The 16,272-nt window shown below is 70.2% G+C and carries 15 protein-coding genes and 1 riboswitch; of the genes, 4 read left to right on the top strand and 11 right to left on the bottom strand.

Annotated features, from left to right (window positions below; all coding sequences use genetic code 11):
- Positions 1–152 precede the first annotated feature (152 nt).
- Positions 153–1,406, bottom strand: coding sequence for a M23 family metallopeptidase (locus T398_RS13535; protein WP_496447211.1), 1,254 nt, complete (start codon positions 1,404–1,406; stop codon positions 153–155).
- 58 nt (positions 1,407–1,464) lie between these two features.
- On the bottom strand, positions 1,465–1,623 hold the full coding sequence (locus T398_RS13530) for a hypothetical protein (RefSeq protein WP_496447119.1): 159 nt from the start codon (positions 1,621–1,623) through the stop codon (positions 1,465–1,467).
- Between the two features lie 291 nt (positions 1,624–1,914).
- Between T398_RS13530 and T398_RS13525 the strand changes: the two genes are divergently transcribed.
- The gene (locus T398_RS13525) at positions 1,915–2,673 is read left to right on the top strand and encodes a VOC family protein (protein WP_496447117.1); all 759 of its coding nucleotides are present in this window, start codon (positions 1,915–1,917) and stop codon (positions 2,671–2,673) included.
- Here the strand turns inward: T398_RS13525 and T398_RS13520 are convergent.
- The 7 genes from T398_RS13520 to mqnE form a co-directional block, all read right to left on the bottom strand.
- Positions 2,660–3,475, bottom strand: a complete 816-nt coding sequence (locus tag T398_RS13520) for an ABC transporter ATP-binding protein (RefSeq protein ID WP_496447115.1) — start codon at positions 3,473–3,475, stop codon at positions 2,660–2,662. The two genes, T398_RS13525 and T398_RS13520, sit on opposite strands and share 14 nt — an antisense overlap.
- Positions 3,472–4,581, bottom strand: coding sequence for a FecCD family ABC transporter permease (locus T398_RS13515; RefSeq protein ID WP_496447114.1), 1,110 nt, complete (start codon positions 4,579–4,581; stop codon positions 3,472–3,474). Before T398_RS13515 ends, T398_RS13520 begins: the two co-directional genes overlap by 4 nt.
- Positions 4,582–4,614: 33 nt before the next feature.
- Positions 4,615–5,550, bottom strand: coding sequence for an ABC transporter substrate-binding protein (locus tag T398_RS13510; RefSeq protein ID WP_496447112.1), 936 nt, complete (start codon positions 5,548–5,550; stop codon positions 4,615–4,617).
- Positions 5,551–5,631: 81 nt separating this feature from the next.
- Positions 5,632–5,755, bottom strand: a riboswitch (cobalamin riboswitch).
- 89 nt (positions 5,756–5,844) lie between these two features.
- Complete coding sequence (locus T398_RS13505) at positions 5,845–7,725, bottom strand: M14 family metallopeptidase (protein ID WP_496447110.1); 1,881 nt, start codon at positions 7,723–7,725, stop codon at positions 5,845–5,847.
- A 115-nt stretch (positions 7,726–7,840) separates the two neighbouring features.
- Positions 7,841–8,134, bottom strand: a complete 294-nt coding sequence (locus T398_RS13500) for a DUF4229 domain-containing protein (protein ID WP_496447108.1) — start codon at positions 8,132–8,134, stop codon at positions 7,841–7,843.
- A gap of 35 nt (positions 8,135–8,169) precedes the next feature.
- Positions 8,170–8,592, bottom strand: a complete 423-nt coding sequence (locus tag T398_RS13495; RefSeq protein ID WP_496447107.1) for a hypothetical protein — start codon at positions 8,590–8,592, stop codon at positions 8,170–8,172.
- A gap of 37 nt (positions 8,593–8,629) precedes the next feature.
- Positions 8,630–9,799 carry an aminofutalosine synthase MqnE gene (gene mqnE / locus T398_RS13490; RefSeq protein ID WP_496447106.1) on the bottom strand — a complete coding sequence of 390 codons (1,170 nt, stop codon included), beginning with the start codon at positions 9,797–9,799 and terminating at the stop codon, positions 8,630–8,632.
- 265 nt (positions 9,800–10,064) lie between these two features.
- Here mqnE and T398_RS13485 point away from each other — a divergent pair, with 265 nt between their 5' ends.
- The 3 genes from T398_RS13485 (at position 10,065) to T398_RS13475 (ending at position 14,405) form a co-directional block, all read left to right on the top strand.
- Positions 10,065–11,645, top strand: a complete 1,581-nt coding sequence (locus tag T398_RS13485) for a C40 family peptidase (RefSeq protein WP_496447104.1) — start codon at positions 10,065–10,067, stop codon at positions 11,643–11,645.
- A 511-nt stretch (positions 11,646–12,156) separates the two neighbouring features.
- Complete coding sequence (locus tag T398_RS13480; protein WP_496447102.1) at positions 12,157–12,789, top strand: hypothetical protein; 633 nt, start codon at positions 12,157–12,159, stop codon at positions 12,787–12,789.
- Between the two features lie 197 nt (positions 12,790–12,986).
- Positions 12,987–14,405 (top strand): DEAD/DEAH box helicase, encoded by a 1,419-nt coding sequence (locus T398_RS13475; protein ID WP_496447100.1) that lies wholly within the window; start codon positions 12,987–12,989, stop codon positions 14,403–14,405.
- A gap of 34 nt (positions 14,406–14,439) precedes the next feature.
- On the opposite strand, the gene cds1 is transcribed toward T398_RS13475, so the two are convergent.
- Both cds1 and T398_RS13465 read right to left on the bottom strand, forming a co-directional pair.
- Positions 14,440–15,540, bottom strand: coding sequence for an L-cysteine desulfhydrase Cds1 (gene cds1, locus T398_RS13470; protein ID WP_496447098.1), 1,101 nt, complete (start codon positions 15,538–15,540; stop codon positions 14,440–14,442).
- A gap of 118 nt (positions 15,541–15,658) precedes the next feature.
- The gene (locus tag T398_RS13465; RefSeq protein WP_018217205.1) at positions 15,659–16,117 is read right to left on the bottom strand and encodes an Lrp/AsnC family transcriptional regulator; all 459 of its coding nucleotides are present in this window, start codon (positions 16,115–16,117) and stop codon (positions 15,659–15,661) included.
- Between the last annotated feature and the right edge of the window lie 155 nt (positions 16,118–16,272).

Raw genomic sequence — 16,272 nt, 5'->3', positions numbered from 1 at the left:
CGACAGGTTTCCGCCGGTGGTCGAGCCCGGCGAATCCGGCGAAAGCCCCGCTCGGGAGGTGCGGGTTGCGGCCCGATGCCCGCTGGTCAGGCGAGCACCGGGTCTCGTCTGGCAGCCGCCGTTGCCGATCGGAAGCCGCCGAAGCACATTCTTCAGAAGCCGAAGGGTTGGGCGGAGAGCAGGACCTCGGTCCAGCCGGAATCGGTCACCCCGCCCTGCCCGTACAGGTCGCTGCCGTTGTTGTCGTACGGGTTCCGGTCGCCGTATCGGTGCAGGGCACCATCGCTGGTACGGCCGTAGTAGATACCCGCGCCGGGAGACAGCAGGTGGGTGATGTTCTGCCGGGTGCTCGACTTGAGCTCGCCGGACTCCCAGCTACCCACTCCATTAATCTTGTACGACATCAATCGGCCATCCGAACCCGTACCGAGGATCCAGTCCGGCCCAGTCGTGGTCAGCGTTTTGAGGGTGAAACCACTGTCGATCGCCACCCAATTGACGATCTCACCACCAGTCGGCTTCGTCGCGGTCACTGCGTGGCGCTGCAACACCCCCGCCGAAGTGAGCCCATACAGACCCCCGGCACCGTCATAGGAAAGATGAGTGTGCGTCCATCCGCCACTGAGAATCTTCACCGGCGGATCGAACACCAACGACGCATTGTTCGCGACCACATCGACCCGATACAGGTCACCCTCCGTCGAGGTAAACAGAATCGTGTTGAAGTTCAGCGTCGCCATCGCCTGCGGCGTGAACCCCAGCGTCGCATCCGACGTCACATCCTTCAAGAACCGACCTGAACCCGACTCGACCAACGAATACGTAAGCCTACCATCCGGCAGGACCCCGTAGATGGAAATGTCGCCACAATTAGAACTAACGGCATTGACCGGTGGCGACAGCGGCTCCCCGGAGGGAAAACCGTCCGTCGTAATCTCCGAGCGGACGCCGTTGAAGTATGCCTCCACCGTGGCGCCGTCGCGCCGCTGCTCGTGATGCAGGTGAGGGGCGCTTGAGTTGCCGGTGCTGCCCACTGTGCCGAGCAGTTGCCCCTGCCGGACCCACTGTCCGGTGTAGACCAGCGGGGGTGACTCCATGTGCAGGTAGAGCGACTCCCAGCCCTCGCCGTGGTTGAGCCGGACGTGCCAGCCGCCGCCACTGTCCCAACCAGCATACGAGACGGTGCCGGCGGCGGCGGTCAGAATAGATCGGCCGGCCGTGTTGCCACTGTTCGCGAACATGTCGACGTCGTAGTCGTCATGACCGCGATAAGTGGAGATCTGCCATGATTCGCCACACGGGAATGGAAGCTGAAACGAAGGCCGCACACCGGCGGCCCGAGCCTCGGCCGGACGTACTGTCTCGACCATCACAGCACCGTTGACGGCGAGGGCCAGTGCGGCCAATGCCGCCGGGAGGGAGCGACGTATTCCAGTTTTCGAGGGCATGGGTCTCCTCGGGGGTTCACTGAGACGTGCTGGCATTGAAGCGGCCACGGTCATACACCCCCGCCGAAGTGATCCAATACAGACTCGCCGCCGCCCTCGGCGTCAGCCTGCCGTCTGACAACACCGACAACAGTGACGGCCAGCTGGCTTCAACGATGATCTCCGCGGCGCCCACCTACTTATGGTAGCGATCTGAGTACGCCGAGACCCTGCACAGCCTGACATAACTCACCCGACCGGGGCAGTCAGAGTTATTCGGAGACAGATTAAGCATTTTGCTCCGGAACACATTGGTGGCCCACGTGGGGTCCAGCCGCGGCGAAACCACCAGCAGCCAGGGCAGCGCGGAAGCCCGAGTCACCTCTTGGCGTTGACGTTTGCCCATTTCCCGCCGGATGGGCTGTGGCAGTGTCATCATGTCGTCCGGGGCGGGTCGCGGTGGCCGCCCCGGACGAGAGGGGTTGAGGTGGGCATCGTTCCGGCGGGCACCCCCTGCTGGGCTGACCTGGCCGCGCCGGACCTCGACGACGCGCGCCGCTTCTACCCGGAGCTGTTCGGCTGGACCGGCCGGATCGCGCCGGAGCCCGAGGCGAACGGTTACACCGACTTCCTCCGCCGCGGCCAGGCGGTGGCGGGTGCCGGGCTGCCGGCCATTCCCGAGCAGGTGCCGATCTGGTCGATCTACGTCGCCGCCGACGACGCCGACCTGGTGGCCGCGCGGGTCGAGGAGGCCGGCGGGCAGCTCGTGGTGCCCCCCTTCGACGTGTTCGACCGCGGTCGGATGGCGGTGTTGAGCGACCCGGCGGGCGCGACGCTGTGCGTGTGGCAGCCGTTCACGATGCCCGGCGGCGAGGTCTTCGGGGTGCCGGGGGCGATGAGCTGGACCGAACTGGTCACCCCCGACCCGGAGGGCGCGAAGGTCTTCTACGAGCTGGTCTTCGGCTGGCAGCCGGACGAGCCGCCAACCGGTCCGGCCGGGCACACCGGCTGGCGCCTCGGCAGCCAGATCGTCGCCGGGATGACCACACCGCTCGGCGACTACCCGGCCGGCGCGCCCGCGTACTGGTCGGTGTACTTCGGGGTGGCGGACGTGGACGCGACCGCAGCCCGGGCCGCCGCCCTGGGCGGGGCGATCCTCGTGCCGCCCCGCGAGACCGCGGCCGGTCGCTGCACGGCCCTGCGCGACCCACAGGGCGCGCTCTTCAACGCGATCACCCCGCCCTGATCTCCAGCATCCCGTCAGATGCGGAGGCGGGGCGGACGGGTACCACCAGCGGGCCGTGCTCGCCGTCGATCACCTTCACGGTGGCGCGGTAGTGGCGAGCCAGCAGCTCCGTCGTGAGCACCTCCCGAGGGCTGCCGGCAGCGGCCACGTGACCGTCTGCGAGGAGCACCATCCGGTCGGCGTACTCGCCGGCGATGGAGAGATCGTGCATGGTCGCCACCACGGTCAGGCCGTGCGCCCGGCGGAGCTGGTCGACCAGTTCGAGGACGTCCTGTTGGTGGCCGATGTCCAGCGCGCTGGTCGGTTCGTCGAGCAGCAGCAGGGTGGCGCCCTGGGCGAAGGCTCGGGCCAGGAAGACCCGCTGCCGCTCGCCACCGGAGAGGGTGGCCAGTTCCCGGGCGTGGAATCCGGTGAGGTCCAGCCGGTCCAGGACATCGTGCGCGGCGGCCAGGTCGGCGGTGGACTCCCGGCCCAGCGGCGCGATGTACGGGGTGCGGCCGAGCAGCACGTAGTCCAGGACCGACATCCCGGCGGGCACCACCGGCGACTGGGCGACCGTCGCCACCACCCGGGCCCGGTCCCGGCGACGCAGCTGCTGGATCGGCGTACCGAAGAGGGAGACCGCGCCCCCGGTGGGCAGCAGGCCGCCGACGGCGCGCAGCAGCGTCGACTTGCCGGCGCCGTTCGGGCCGATCACGGTCACCCACTCGCCGGCGGCGACGCTCAGGTCGACCCCGGTGAGGACGGGTACGCCGGCCAGCCGGACCCGCAGGTCGCGTACCGCCACCGCCGGTGCGCTCATCCCAGCACCCGCCGGGCGCTGCGCAGGACCAGGACGAAGAACGGGCCGCCGAGCAGGGCGGTCACCACGCCGATCGGGATCTCCTCGGGGGCGGCGGCGGTCCGGGCGACCACGTCGGTCAGCGCCAGGAACGCCCCGCCGAAGAGCATCGACAGCGGCAGGATCACCCGGTAGCTGGAGCCGGCGAGCAGTCGTACGGCGTGCGGCACGATGATCCCGACGAAGCCGATCAGCCCGGACGCGGAGACCGCGGCGGCGGTGCCGAGCGAGGCCGCGGCGATCAGCAGGTAGCGGGACCGTTGCGGGTGCAGGCCCAGGCTGGTCGCCTCGTCGTCACCGACCGAGAGGACGTCCAACTCCCGCCGGTGCAGCAGCACCACCACGGCGGTCAGCAGGAAGTACGGCAGGACCAGCCGTACGTCGTGCCAGCCGGCGGTGGCGAGCCGCCCGAGCAGCCAGGCGTAGACCTGTTGGATGCTGTCCGAGTTGCGTTGCAGCAGGTATGTCTGCCCGGCGGAGAGGAAGGCGGAGACCGCCACCCCGGCCAGGATCAGGGTCGCCGGTGATCGGCTTCGGCCGCCGGCGGAGCCGAGCAGGTAGGTCAGCGTGACCGCGCCGATCGCGCCGACGAACGCGGCCAGCGGGATGGTGACCGGCAGCCCGGTGACCGCCCCGCCGACCCCGCCAGCGGTGATCACCACGGTGACCGCGAACCCGGCGCCGGCCGCTACCCCGAGCAGGTACGGGTCGGCCAGCGGGTTGCGGAACACGCCCTGGTAGGCGCCGCCGGCCAGGGCGAGCAACCCGCCGACGAGCAGGCCGAGTACGGCCCGGGGCAGGCGCAGCTCGGTGATGATGGCGATCTCCCGCTCGGTGAGCCCGCTGTCGAGGCCGACCCCGGGGAGGAGGTTCAGCAGCTCGACCGCGACGCTGCCGGGTGGCAGGCTGACCGGGCCGAGGGAGACGCCCGCCACCAGGGCGACCAGGACCGCGGCCAGCCCGGCGACGAGCCAGCCGGGCCGCAGCCCGGCGGGCCGAGCCGCCGGCCCGCCGGAGGGGCGGCCGGAGGGGCGGCCGGAGGGGCGCTGGGTTACCACCTGCCGCATGGGGATGCCTCTGCTATCGCCACAGCTCCAACGTCACGCGGGGACCTTCGCGGTCGCCTCGATGATCGTGCGGAGCAGGTCGACGACGCGCGGGCCCCACCGGGAGGCGACGTCGTCGTCGAGCGCGACGACCTGGCCCTCCTGCACGGCGGTGATCGTCGCCCAGCCGGGTCGGGCCTGGACCGACGCGATGCTCTGCTGGCAGCACTTGGTGTCGGCGAGGAAGACGAAGTCCGGGTTGGCCTGGACGATGATCTCCTCGGAGAGCTGCGGGTAGCCACCGCTCGCGCCGTCCGCGTCGGCCGGGTCGGCGATGTTCTCGAGCCCGGCGAGCGCGTAGAGCGAGCCGATGAAGGTCTTGCTGGTGGCGGTGTACAGCTCGGGGCCGAGCTCGTGGAAGTAGGTGAGCTTCTCCGCCCGCTGGGGCAGGTCGGCGACCAACTCCGCGATGTCGTCCTGCATCTGGCTGACCACGTCGGCGGCCTCGGCGGGGTGCCCGGTCAGCGTGCCCACCTCGGTGAGCTGCCGATAGGTGTCGTCCAGCGTGGCCGCCGCCGGGGTGAGGAAAACCGGGATCTTCAGCGTGGTGAGCTGGTCCACGATCTTGTTCTGGTCGTCGGCGAGCAGGACCAGGTCGGGGTTCTGGGCGGCGATCGCCTCGGCGTTCGGCTGGAAGCCGGAGAGGTCGGTCCGCGGTGCCTCCGCCGGATAGTTGGAGTTGTCGTCGACCGCGACGACCTGCGGCCCCGCCCCGATCGCGAAGAGCACCTCGGTGGCGGTCGGCGACAGCGAGACGATCTTCTCCGGCTGCTCGTCCAGCGTGAGCGAGCCAACGGTTACCGGGAAGGTCGCGGCGCTGGACGCGCCGTCGTCAGCGGGGGAGTCCGTGGTCTTCTCGGCGCAGCCGGCGAGCGCGAGCGCGGCCACCGCGAGGGCCGCGGTGAAGAACCGGGGGGTACGTCTGGACATCGGGCCTCCTGTCGGTCGAGGAGTTGGTGCTTCGCCGACAGGGACCGAGGTGCCCGTCCACGAGGCACCCTTCCTCGAGAGCGCGTATCGCGACCGACCGCAGGCGACCTGACTCGTCCCCGGGACAAGCCCGGGGCATCACAGTTGCGGGACAGCGCCGGTTTCCCACCGGCTTCGCTGCGGGATGGTCGGTAGCACGGTAGCGCACGGTCGGGCCGGGGCCCGGAGTTGGCCGCAGACGTGTGACGAGGTGGGGAGGGGTGGGGGCCCCGGGAAAGGGCCCCCACCCCAGATTCAGGAGACGGTGATGGTGACGTTGTCGACTGCTGCCTCGACGAGGCTCCCGCCGGCGGCGTCCGCCGCCGCCACCTGGATCTGGATCGACTGGCCGGCGTACGGCGTCAGGTCGAGGTTGGCCACCGACCAGGAGGCGCTGCGGTTGGTCGCCGCGCCGGTCTGGTTGAGCAGGGTGGTGGTGCCGCCGCTGTGCACGACGCTGACCCGGAAGTAGTCGGCCGAGGAGGCGTTCGAGTAGTGCGCCAGGTACCAGGCCAACGAGAGCGTCAGCGTGCCGCTCGACGGCAGGGCCACCGCCGGGGAGCGGGCGCTGGTCGCGCCGCCGTCGATGTCGTGGGTGCCCACCGAGGAGCCGGCGAGCCGGCCGGTGACCAGGTCGTTACCGCCCGCGTACGGGGTGAGCTGCTTGGCGCCGGAGTAGCTGGTCGCCTGGGCGGCACCCCGCTCCCACTGGCCGGTGGTGGCGGTGTCGGTGCCGTTGGGGTTGATCGTCCAGCCGGTCGCGGTCTCGAAGGTGTCCGCCCAGACCGTCTCCCCGCCGCCGCCACCGCCGCAGTACTGGTCCTCCTTGCCGATCGCCCGGTACGGGCAGTCGGCGTACTCGGAGAGGAGCAGCACCGCTTCGCGGTTACGGGCGGTCTCCGCCGGGATGACCTCGTCGGGTGGGTAGAAGCCGCCGCCCGCGGCGGAGCCGGGGTACAGCTCGAAGGTGTACGCCCAGATCCCGTGCGCCCCCCACATCCAGTCGATGCTGCTGCCATCGGTGATGTAGAGGTCGCTGGACTGCTGCGGGGTGTAGCCGTTGGTGGCCGCCATCTCCCCGCCGATGGTGGCGAAGGTGTTGTACTGGTCGGCCGTCATCCCCGGGGCGGTGTTGCTGTACGTGTAGCCGAACGGCCAGAGCACCAGCTCGGAGTAGGTGTGGAAGTCGATGTTGGCCTTGATCTGCTGGACTCCGCCCACGACCCGGCTGTCCACGAAGTCGCGCACCGCATCGGTCTCCGGGGCGGAGAAGGGCGACGGGCCCCGGTAGGTGCTCGACGAGGTGGAGCCGGAGGAGCCGCCGCAGCAGCCCCAGAGGTAGTCCCAGTTGCGGTTCAGGTCGGTGCCGACCCAGGACGAGCCGCTGTTGGGCTGCCGATTCTTGCGCCACGACCGGTACGAGCCGGTGGCGATGTCGTACTCGCTGCCGTCCGGGTTCACGGTCGGGATGATCCACAGCTCCCGGCTGTTGACCACGTTGGTGACCCGGGAGTTACTGCCGTAGTTGTCGGTGAAGAGGTTTAGCAGGTAGATCGCCATCTCCACGGTCAGGTGCTCCCGAGCGTGCTGCTGGGAGTTGAAGAGGATTTCCGGCTCGTCCTCGTCGGTCCCGACGTTGTCGGAGATCTTCACCGCCATCAGGTCCCGGCCCTCGTGCGAGGTGCCGATGCTGATCTTCCGCGCGATGCTGGGGTGCTCCGCCACCACCTGGTTCACCACGGCCGTCAGTTCGGCGTAGTTGTGGTAGTCGGAGTCGGCGGGCGGGAAGTCGAAGATGCCGACGTCCCCGTGGTCGTGATCGTGGCCGGTGGGGGTTACCGGCACCTCCTCCAGCTCGAAGCCCAGCCGGGTGATCGCGGCGGCCTCGGCGGCGGTGGCGGTGACGTGCAGGACACCGTGCTCGGAGTAGTCGATCGCGGCGCCGGTGCTGGCGACCGCGCTGCGGTCGGTCACGGTACGCGGGCCGAGCACCCGGTACTGGACGGCGGCCGACTCACCGCTGGGCTCCGGCGTGGTGTTCGCGGAGACCGGGGACGCGGCGAAGGTGAGCAGGCCGAACCCCGCGGCGACGACGAGCGCGAGGCGGCGGCGAAGGGTGGGGGTGCGGAAGGCCATGGACAACCTCCTGACGAGCGCGGGAAACCTTTCCCGCCTGGTACCGCACACTCCACCACTCAACGCATGGTCATATCAATGTTCTTCCATGTGTAAATTTAATGGCGCCCGTGGATCAGGACTTCGGTGCGTCGCCGTCCCGCTCCGGCGAGTCCGTCCCGGCGTCGTCCTCGCCGGCCAGCGCCGAGCGCAGCCGCTCCTTCTCCGCGCGCCGCCGCTCGGTGGCGGCAGCCATCTCCTCGGCCATCTCCTCCCGCCACGGCCGCAGCAGGAAGAAGGAGAGCGCCGCCGAGAAGATCAACGCCACCATCAGTTTGATAAAGAGATTCAACTCCACGAACCAGAGGGCCGCCAGCACGACGACAAACAGCCCGATCCGGCCCAGCGTGTACTTGACCGCCGCGCTCATCTCCGTACTCCGTTCTCCGCCGTCGACGGGCGGCCTCAGCCCGTCCTCCGGGCGAGCCACCGCACCCCGTGGAACCACACCACCGCGTACCCGACGGTGAAGGCCGCCGCACCCAGCCCGCCGGAGACCACCGGCGGCAGGTCAGCGGTGAAACCGGCCACCACCAGGCCGAGGGTCAGCCCCACGGCTCCGGCCGCCAGGCCCGCCGCCACCCGGGCGGCGCCAAACCCCCAGGCGCGGAAGTCATCCCAGTAGAGCCAGGCCGGCAGGATCACTGCCAGCCACCCGTTGGCCTGGCCGAACTCCCCCGAACTGAGCGAGGTGAAGCCCAGGTCCAGGGTCGCCAACGCGAGCACCCCGACAACCCAGCCGGCCAGACTCACCCCGAGCAGGTCACCCAGGGTCAGTACCCGCCCCTCGGCATCTCGCCGGGGAATTCTGTTGCGCTGCTCGGTCATGGCCCTACGAGGGTACGCGAACCGCCGACCAGCACGATCAGGCCCACACCTGCTGCGGCTCGGCGCGACGCTCGGCGAGCGAGGGCGCGGCGTCGTACTCGCGCACGACGTCGTACCGGGTGTTGCGCTCGACCGGGCGGAACCCGGCGTCCCAGATCAGGTCCAGCAGGTCAGCCCGGTTCATGGTGCTCGGCGTGCCGTACGAGTCGGCGTCATGGGTGATCTTGTATTCCACCACCGAGCCGTCCAGGTCGTCCACGCCGAAGTTCAACGACAGCTGGGCGACCGACAGCCCGTGCATCACCCAGAAGCACTTCACGTGCGGGACGTTGTCGAAGAGCAGCCGGGAGACCGCGTACGTCTTCAGCGACTCCGCCGGCGAGGCCATCGTCGTCCGCGCCTGGATCTGGTTACGGATCTTGCCGTCCGCCGAGTCGACGAAGTCATGCTGGTAGCGCAGCGGAATGAAGACCACGAAGCCGTTGGTCTCGTCCTGCAGCTCCCGCAGCCGCAGCACGTGGTCAACCCGGTGCCGGGGTTCCTCGATGTGCCCGTACAGCATGGTTGCCGGGGTCTTCATGCCCTTGTTGTGCGCCAGCCGGTGGATCCGGGACCAGTCCTCCCAGTGGCAGGCGTGGTCCACGATGTGCTGCCGCACCTCCCAGTCGAAGATCTCCGCACCGCCGCCGGTCAGCGACTCCAGACCGGCGTCCATCAGCTCGTCCAGGATCTCGTCGGCGCTCAGGCCGCTGATCTTCTCGAACCACTGCACCTCGGTCGCGGTGAACGCCTTGAGCCGGACGTTCGGCAGCGCCGCCTTCAGCTCACGGAGCACCTTCGGGTAGTAGCGCCAGGGCAGGGTGGGGTGCAGCCCGTTGACGATGTGCAGCTCGGTGAGCTGCTCGTCCTCCATCTCCTTGGCCTTGCGGACCGCCTCGTCGATCCGCATCGTGTACGCGTCCTTCTCGCCCGGCTTGCGCTGGAACGAGCAGTACGCGCAGCTGGCGCTGCAGACGTTGGTCAGGTTCAGGTGCCGGTTGACGTTGAACATCACCCGGTCGCCGTTGCGCTCGGTCCGCCGGTGGTGGGCAAGCCGACCCAGCCAGGTCAGATCGTCGCTGTCGTAGAGGGCGATCCCGTCGGCGCGGGTCAGCCGCTCGCCGGCGTACACCTTCGCTTCGAGCTCGCGCTTGAGTCCGGCGTCCATCTCCAGCCCCGTCCCTTCCGCCTGCGGTCCCGGTCGAGCCTACGTGGGCCGGCGAACCAACGGTCAGCGCGGGCGGTGGGTCGCGACGAACCTCACCGCTCTCCACCGTCGCCGTTAGCCGAATTCTCAGCCACTCGTAACCCGGCCACACATCGACACTGCTGCCCGCATGCGATAAGACAGGGTAGGCCGGGCGCGACACACCACTGGTAGCGTCCGGGCACCGTGTGCACCCAATGCACGGATTGACCCAGACGGGAGCGGAATGGGCGACAGCGGCTACAGGCGGCGACCTCGACGAAACCCCGTGGTCTCGCCGGTGCTCCGTCCAAAGCTATGGTCCGCGTTGCTGGGCATCATCGCCGCCGGTGCGCTCAGCGCGCCGGTCTACGCCGATCCGCCACTGCCCAACACCGTGCCCGACAGCGGCGCCCGCCCCGTCCTGTCCGGCCCGCTCAGCCTGCCCGGCGGTGAACCACTCCCCCCGTCGGCCACAACGCCGGTCAACAACCTCATCAACGGGCCGCTCGCCGCCCAGATCTACGCGGCCGAGGCCCGCATCGGCCAGCTGAGCGACGAGCTACTTCTGCTGAAGCAGCAGCGCACCGAGGCGGAGGCACAGCTCGTCGCCGCCGAGCAGGAGCTGAACGTGGCCCTGACCGCGCTGGCCAAGGCCCAGTCGCGCGCCAATGCCGCAGCGGCCGACGCGCTCAAGGCGGCTGCGGCGCTGCCCTCCGCCCCCTTCGCCGACGATCTCCAGGATTTGAGCGAGATCTCCGGCCTCGCCCGGGGGAAGGACGTCGCCGGCGGGGAGACCACCGCGGCGACCCGAGAGCTCAACCGCGCCCGCACCGACGAGCAGGCCGCGCAGCAGGTGATGACGGCGGCGCAGTCGCGGCTACGTTCCGTCAACACCTCCTACGCCAGCACCGAGCAGGCGCTGCAGAGCGAGCAGGCGAAGCTCACCACTCTCCGCCAGGACAACGCCGCCCAGCTGCTGGAACTGGAGCGTCAGCAGGAGGCGGCGGAGCAGGCACTCGGCGCGCAGTGGGTCGCCAACGAAACCGCGAACGGGCTCGCGGCGCACCCCACCGCCCGCGCGGCGGTCAGCTACGCGCTGGACCAGCTCGGTGACCCGTACCTCTGGGCGGCCGAGGGACCGGACCGGTTCGACTGCTCGGGCCTGATCTGGGCCGCCTACCGCTCGGCCGGCTACCGCAACCTGCCCCGGGTCTCCCGCGACCAGTACTACGCGACCCGGCACCGCACCGTTCCCCGGACCGGCCTACTCCCCGGTGACCTTCTCTTCTTCGCCTCCGGCTCGAGCTGGACCAGCATCCACCACATCGGCATGTACATCGGCGGCGGGCGGATGGTCCACGCCCCGAGCAGCGGCGATGTGGTCAAGATCTCAACTGTGACCTGGTCGCGCCTCTATGCGGCGACACGAGTAGTCGACGGGGTCCCCGCGCCCACGCCAACCCCGAAGCCCACGCCGACCCCCTCGAAGCCGACACCGTCCCCCTCGGCCACGAGCACCCCATCGCCCACCACCAGCCCCAGCAACACCCCATCGCCCACCACCAGCCCCAGCGACACCCCGTCGCCCACCACCAGCCCCAGCAACACCCCATCGCCCACCACCAGCCCCAGCGACACCCCATCGCCCACCGCCTCGCCCTCGGCGTCTCCGACCACCACCTCGCCCTCGGCGTCTCCGACCACCACCTCATCCTCGGCATCCCCGTCCCCCACCGTCTCGTCCTCAGCGGTACCGAACAGCAGCTCATTCCTGCTGGGCTACGGCAGCCCATTCCGGCTGAGCTTCGGCTCCTTCCTGCCGTAGCCGACGCGACCGCGCCGCACAACCGGCCCTACGGTCAGCGCCGCACCCGTAGCCGGACACCCGGGGTGGCCCGGCAGACCGCCGGTAGCCCTGCTCCGGCTGTGCTCCCTGGACGGAATGTGGCACGGTGAGACCAGGCATTCCCGGCTCGGGTGGCACGAGTCCGGGTGCGAGCACGGCGCGGAGGGCGAACATGGCCGAGCAGAACGACCCGGTGGCCCCGTCCGCCGCCGACACGACGGTTATTCGGTCGGGGACGGGGCAGGCATGGGTTTACCACCAGGCTGGCCCTAGCGAGCCCGAGCCGGTGCAGCCACCCGAGCCGGTGCAACCACCCGAGCCCATGCAACCGCCCGAGCCCATGCAGCCACCCGAGCCGTCCGTTCCAGACCCGACTCCACCGGCACCCGAGCCGGCGCCGGTCCCCGGTCCCCACCCGCCGGGGCCGATCCGACCACAGCCGGCGCCACCTGCCCCGGCACCCCCCGCCCCGGCGCCACCTGGGCCGCCGGTGCCCGCGCCAACCGACCCGGCGCCGACCTCCCCGTTCCCGCCACCACCGGTCACCTCCGGCGGCAGTACCGGGCCGCTTGGGCGAGCCAATGCCCTCACGCCCGGCCCATTCCCCACCCCCCGTGCCGCGACGTCGCCGGTCTCCGAGATCCACCCGGAGTCACCACCGACGCCGGCCTCGGCCGCCAGCACCCAGGCCTTCCCCGCAACCGGCAACCAGCACCGCACCGCGGCCTCAGCCGCCACCCAGGCCTTCCCCGCAACCGGCAACCAGCACCCCACCGCGGCCTCAGCCGCCACCCAGGCCTTCCCCGCGACCGGCAACCAGCAACGGCCGGGCATCGGGCACCGAAAGCCGCACGAGGGTGACCTGAGCAGCCTCTACGCTGACGGGTCGGGCCTGTCCACCGTCGTCTTCCCGGTCAACCCGGTCGAGAACTCGGGATCCCTGACCGGGCACATCCTCGCCCAGGGCCGGACGGAGATATCGAACGAGCAACGTTCCAGCAATACCCGGGTGCTGGTCGCCCTAGCCGCCTCGCTCGCCCTGCTGGTGGCGATCGGTGTGCTGGTCGTCCTCATCGCCAACAATGCGTTGGACGGAGCGTTCCAGAACCTCTCCAACGGGTGAGCCCGCCCACTGTGCCGCGGCGGGTGTACGGCGCGGTGGGACATCGCCGTACACTGGCGCGGAAACTGACCTGGCGCGCCCCTTCGCGCGCCCATGGGCGATCTTGCGGGTGATCCGGCGGCATTCCGTCGCGGCGGCCATCGCGAAGATGCGCCCCACTCGAAAGGCCATTCTTGACCACGTCGATCGACCCTGGCATGCCCCCGTCCGCCCCCGAACTCGTCGACTTCGCCGCGCTCGGCCTGCCCCAACCCCTGGTCCGGACATTGGCCCGGCAGGGGATCACCACTCCGTTCGAAATCCAGCGCGCCACCATGCCGGATGCGCTCGCCGGCCGGGATGTTCTCGGCCGCGGCCAGACCGGCTCCGGAAAGACGCTGGCGTTCGGCCTCCCCCTGCTCGCCCGGATGGCGGACGGGGAACGGGCCCGCTCCCGACACCCGCGCGCGCTCGTGCTGGTACCGACTCGGGAGCTGGCTATGCAGGTCAGCGACGCTCTGTTCCCGCTCGGCCGGGCGGTCGGGGTATTCCTGCGGACCGCGGTCGGCGGAGTGCCCTACGACCGGCAGATCAGTGCCCTACGACGCGGCGTCGAGGTGCTGGTGGCCACACCTGGCCGGCTCGCTGACCTCATTGAGCGGGGCGTCTGCCGCCTCGACGACATTGAGGTCACCGTGCTGGACGAGGCGGACCAGATGGCCGACATGGGGTTCCTGCCCGAGGTCACCGAACTTCTGGCGAAGACCCCCGCCGACGCGCAGCGGCTCCTATTCTCGGCCACCCTGGACCGAGACGTGGACGCGCTGGTACGGCGCTTCATGACCGACCCGGTCACCCACTCGACCGCGCCACCGACGGCGGCGGTGGAAACGATGGATCATCACCTGCTGCTGATCCCACCGCAGGACAAGTTCTCGGTCGTCGCGTCGATCGCGGCCCGGGAAGGGCGGACGATGGTCTTCGCCCGGACCCAACTCGGCGTGGACCGACTCGTGGGGCAGCTCGCGGCAGTCGGGGTGCGCGCTGGCGGCCTGCACGGCGGCAAGACCCAGCGGATGCGTACCCGCACCCTGGCCGAGTTTCGGGAGGGCCGGACGAATGTCCTGGTCGCCACCGATGTGGCGGCCCGCGGCATCCACGTCGACGGCGTATCGCTGGTGCTGCACGTTGACCCGCCGAAGGATCCGAAGGACTACCTGCACCGAGCGGGGCGGACCGCACGGGCCGGCGAGACCGGCGCGGTGGCGACCCTGGCACTGCCGAAACAACGCCGCGGCACCCTCGCCATGCTGGAGAAGGCGGGTGTGGCCCCGGCACAGACCCGGGTACGAGCCGGCGACTCAGCGCTGGCCGAGCTGACCGGAGCGCGGGAACCGAGCGGCGTACCCATTCGGGACGAGCCCGAGCCCGAGCCGCGCCGACGCGCTGGCCGGCCAGACGGGGGTCGCCGGTTCCCGGACCGTCACCGCCGCGGCGAACCGGTACGTTCCGGCGATCGCCGCCACCCGGGCCGGTCGACGGAAGGCCGATCGGAGCGGCAGTCGACGGAAGGCCGATCGGAGCGGCGGTCGGGGGATCGGCGGTTCGGCGGCCGACCAGCCGCGAACACCTACTGACCCGGCCGGCGCCGGGCCGGCCGGAGGGCACTCCTCAGGCCGGCCAGGCGCCGCTGGCCAGGAACCGCTCGATGGTCGCCAGATGTGGGGCGAGATCCAGCCCTTGGGCGGCCACCCAGTCGTCGGCGTAGTAGGTGTCGGCGTAGCGGTCTCCAGCATCGCAGATCAAGGTGGCCACCGAGCCGGTCCTCCCCTCCGCGAGCATGCCGGCGATCAGGCCGAAGGCACCCCAGAGGTTGGTGCCGGTCGAGCCGCCGAGCCGGCGGCCGAGCACCGCGGAGCCGGCCCGCATCGCGGCCAGCGAGGCGGCGTCAGGCACCTGCACCATCCGGTCCACCACCGATGGCAGGAAGGATGCCTCCACCGTCGGCCGCCCGATGCCCTCGATTCGCGAGCCGCGGCCGGTGCACACCGACCAGTCGGATGCCTGCCAGGCCGGATAGAACGCCGAGTTCTCCGGGTCCACCACGCAGAGCTTCGTGGGCAGCCGCCGGAAGCGGGTGTACCGGCCGATGGTGGCGCTGGTGCCGCCGGTGCCGGCTCCGACCACGACCCACGCCGGCACCGGGTGCCGCTCCAACGCCAGCTGCGAAAAGATCGACTCGGCGATGTTGTTGTTGCCCCGCCAGTCAGTGGCCCGCTCGGCGTACGTGAACTGGTCCATGAAGTGGCCGCCCGTGTCCTCGGCCAGCCACCGTGCCTCGATGACCACCTTGGCCGGGTCGTCCACCAGGTGGCAGCGCCCCTCCTGGAACTCGATCTTCGCGATCTTCTCCGGCGAGGTGGACGCCGGCATCACCGCGATAAACGGCAGCCCCAGCATCCGGGCGAAGTATGCCTCGGAGACCGCCGTCGACCCCGAGGATGCCTCCACGATCGTGGTACCCGGGCCGATCCACCCGTTGCAGAGCCCGTAGAGGAACAGGGAACGGGCCAGCCGGTGCTTCAGGGAGCCGGTGGGATGCACCGACTCGTCCTTGAGGTAGAGGTCGATTCCCCACTGCCGGGGCAGGGGGAACGGCAGCAGATGGGTGTCGGCGGACCGGTTGGCGTCCGCCTCAACGGCGGCAATCGCCTCGGTCACCCACCCCCGGATTGCCTCGTCACACCGGTCCAGATGAGTCACGCCCAGCAACCTAGCAAGCCGGACCGGCGCGGCCTGATCCCGGCCCACGCGCAGTGGCCGAGCTTCGGGCGGGGGGTTCGACCGGGCCCGGCGGGCGGGTTTGACGTCGGCGGAGAGCCGGCCGGGGTCAGGCCGGCGGCGTACCGACGGGCTGGGGACGGTTCTCCCACTTGGTCGACAGGGCGATCCCGGTACGGGTGGAGGCGACACCGGGAGTACGGTTCAACCGTACGATCAGCGCCTCCAACTCCCCGATAGTGCCGACCCTCGCCTTGAGCAGGAACGACTCCACGCCGGCCATGAAGTAGCAGGACTCGATCTCCGGAATGGCGCGGAACGACTCCAGCACGTCGTCGGTGTCCGCGGCGGACTCCTCAATGATCTCGATCAGGGCGGTCACGCCCAGCCCGATGCTCTCCGGTTCAATCTCGGCTCGGTACGCACGGATGACTCCACTGGACTCCAGCTTGCCGACCCGCTCGTGCACTGCTGGTGCCGAGAGGCCCACCTGGCGGGCAAGCTCGGCGTACGAGAGGCGGGCGTTGCCCCGCAGCAGTTCGATAAGGTTCAGGTCGATCGCGTCCACGGACTGTAGACCCTAGTAGCACCGACCGGCCCTCGGGAGTCCGGTACCGAGGGTCGGCCCCGCGCCCTGTCATTGTTGACGAACCAACCGCAACAGGGCACAGCTGCGGGTACCATTGCCTACCTCCCGATCAGTGCTTTTCTCGCGTTCGGCGG

The sequence above is a fragment of the Salinispora goodfellowii genome, assembly GCF_059570675.1.
Note: the sequence above shows the minus strand (reverse complement) of the source record. Positions and strands in the feature narration are given on the sequence as shown.

Bases quoted from the DNA above. Each gene is read 5' to 3' on its own strand.
- T398_RS13520 (WP_496447115.1), bottom strand. From the start codon at position 3,475: ATGAGCGCACCGGCGGTGGCGGTACGCGACCTGCGGGTCCGGCTGGCC.
- T398_RS13515 (WP_496447114.1), bottom strand. From the start codon at position 4,581: ATGCGGCAGGTGGTAACCCAGCGCCCCTCCGGCCGCCCCTCCGGCCGC.
- T398_RS13510 (WP_496447112.1), bottom strand. From the start codon at position 5,550: ATGTCCAGACGTACCCCCCGGTTCTTCACCGCGGCCCTCGCGGTGGCC.
- T398_RS13505 (WP_496447110.1), bottom strand. From the start codon at position 7,725: ATGGCCTTCCGCACCCCCACCCTTCGCCGCCGCCTCGCGCTCGTCGTC.
- T398_RS13500 (WP_496447108.1), bottom strand. From the start codon at position 8,134: ATGAGCGCGGCGGTCAAGTACACGCTGGGCCGGATCGGGCTGTTTGTC.
- T398_RS13495 (WP_496447107.1), bottom strand. From the start codon at position 8,592: ATGACCGAGCAGCGCAACAGAATTCCCCGGCGAGATGCCGAGGGGCGG.
- mqnE (WP_496447106.1), bottom strand. From the start codon at position 9,799: ATGGACGCCGGACTCAAGCGCGAGCTCGAAGCGAAGGTGTACGCCGGC.
- T398_RS13485 (WP_496447104.1), top strand. From the start codon at position 10,065: ATGGGCGACAGCGGCTACAGGCGGCGACCTCGACGAAACCCCGTGGTC.
- T398_RS13475 (WP_496447100.1), top strand. From the start codon at position 12,987: ATGCCCCCGTCCGCCCCCGAACTCGTCGACTTCGCCGCGCTCGGCCTG.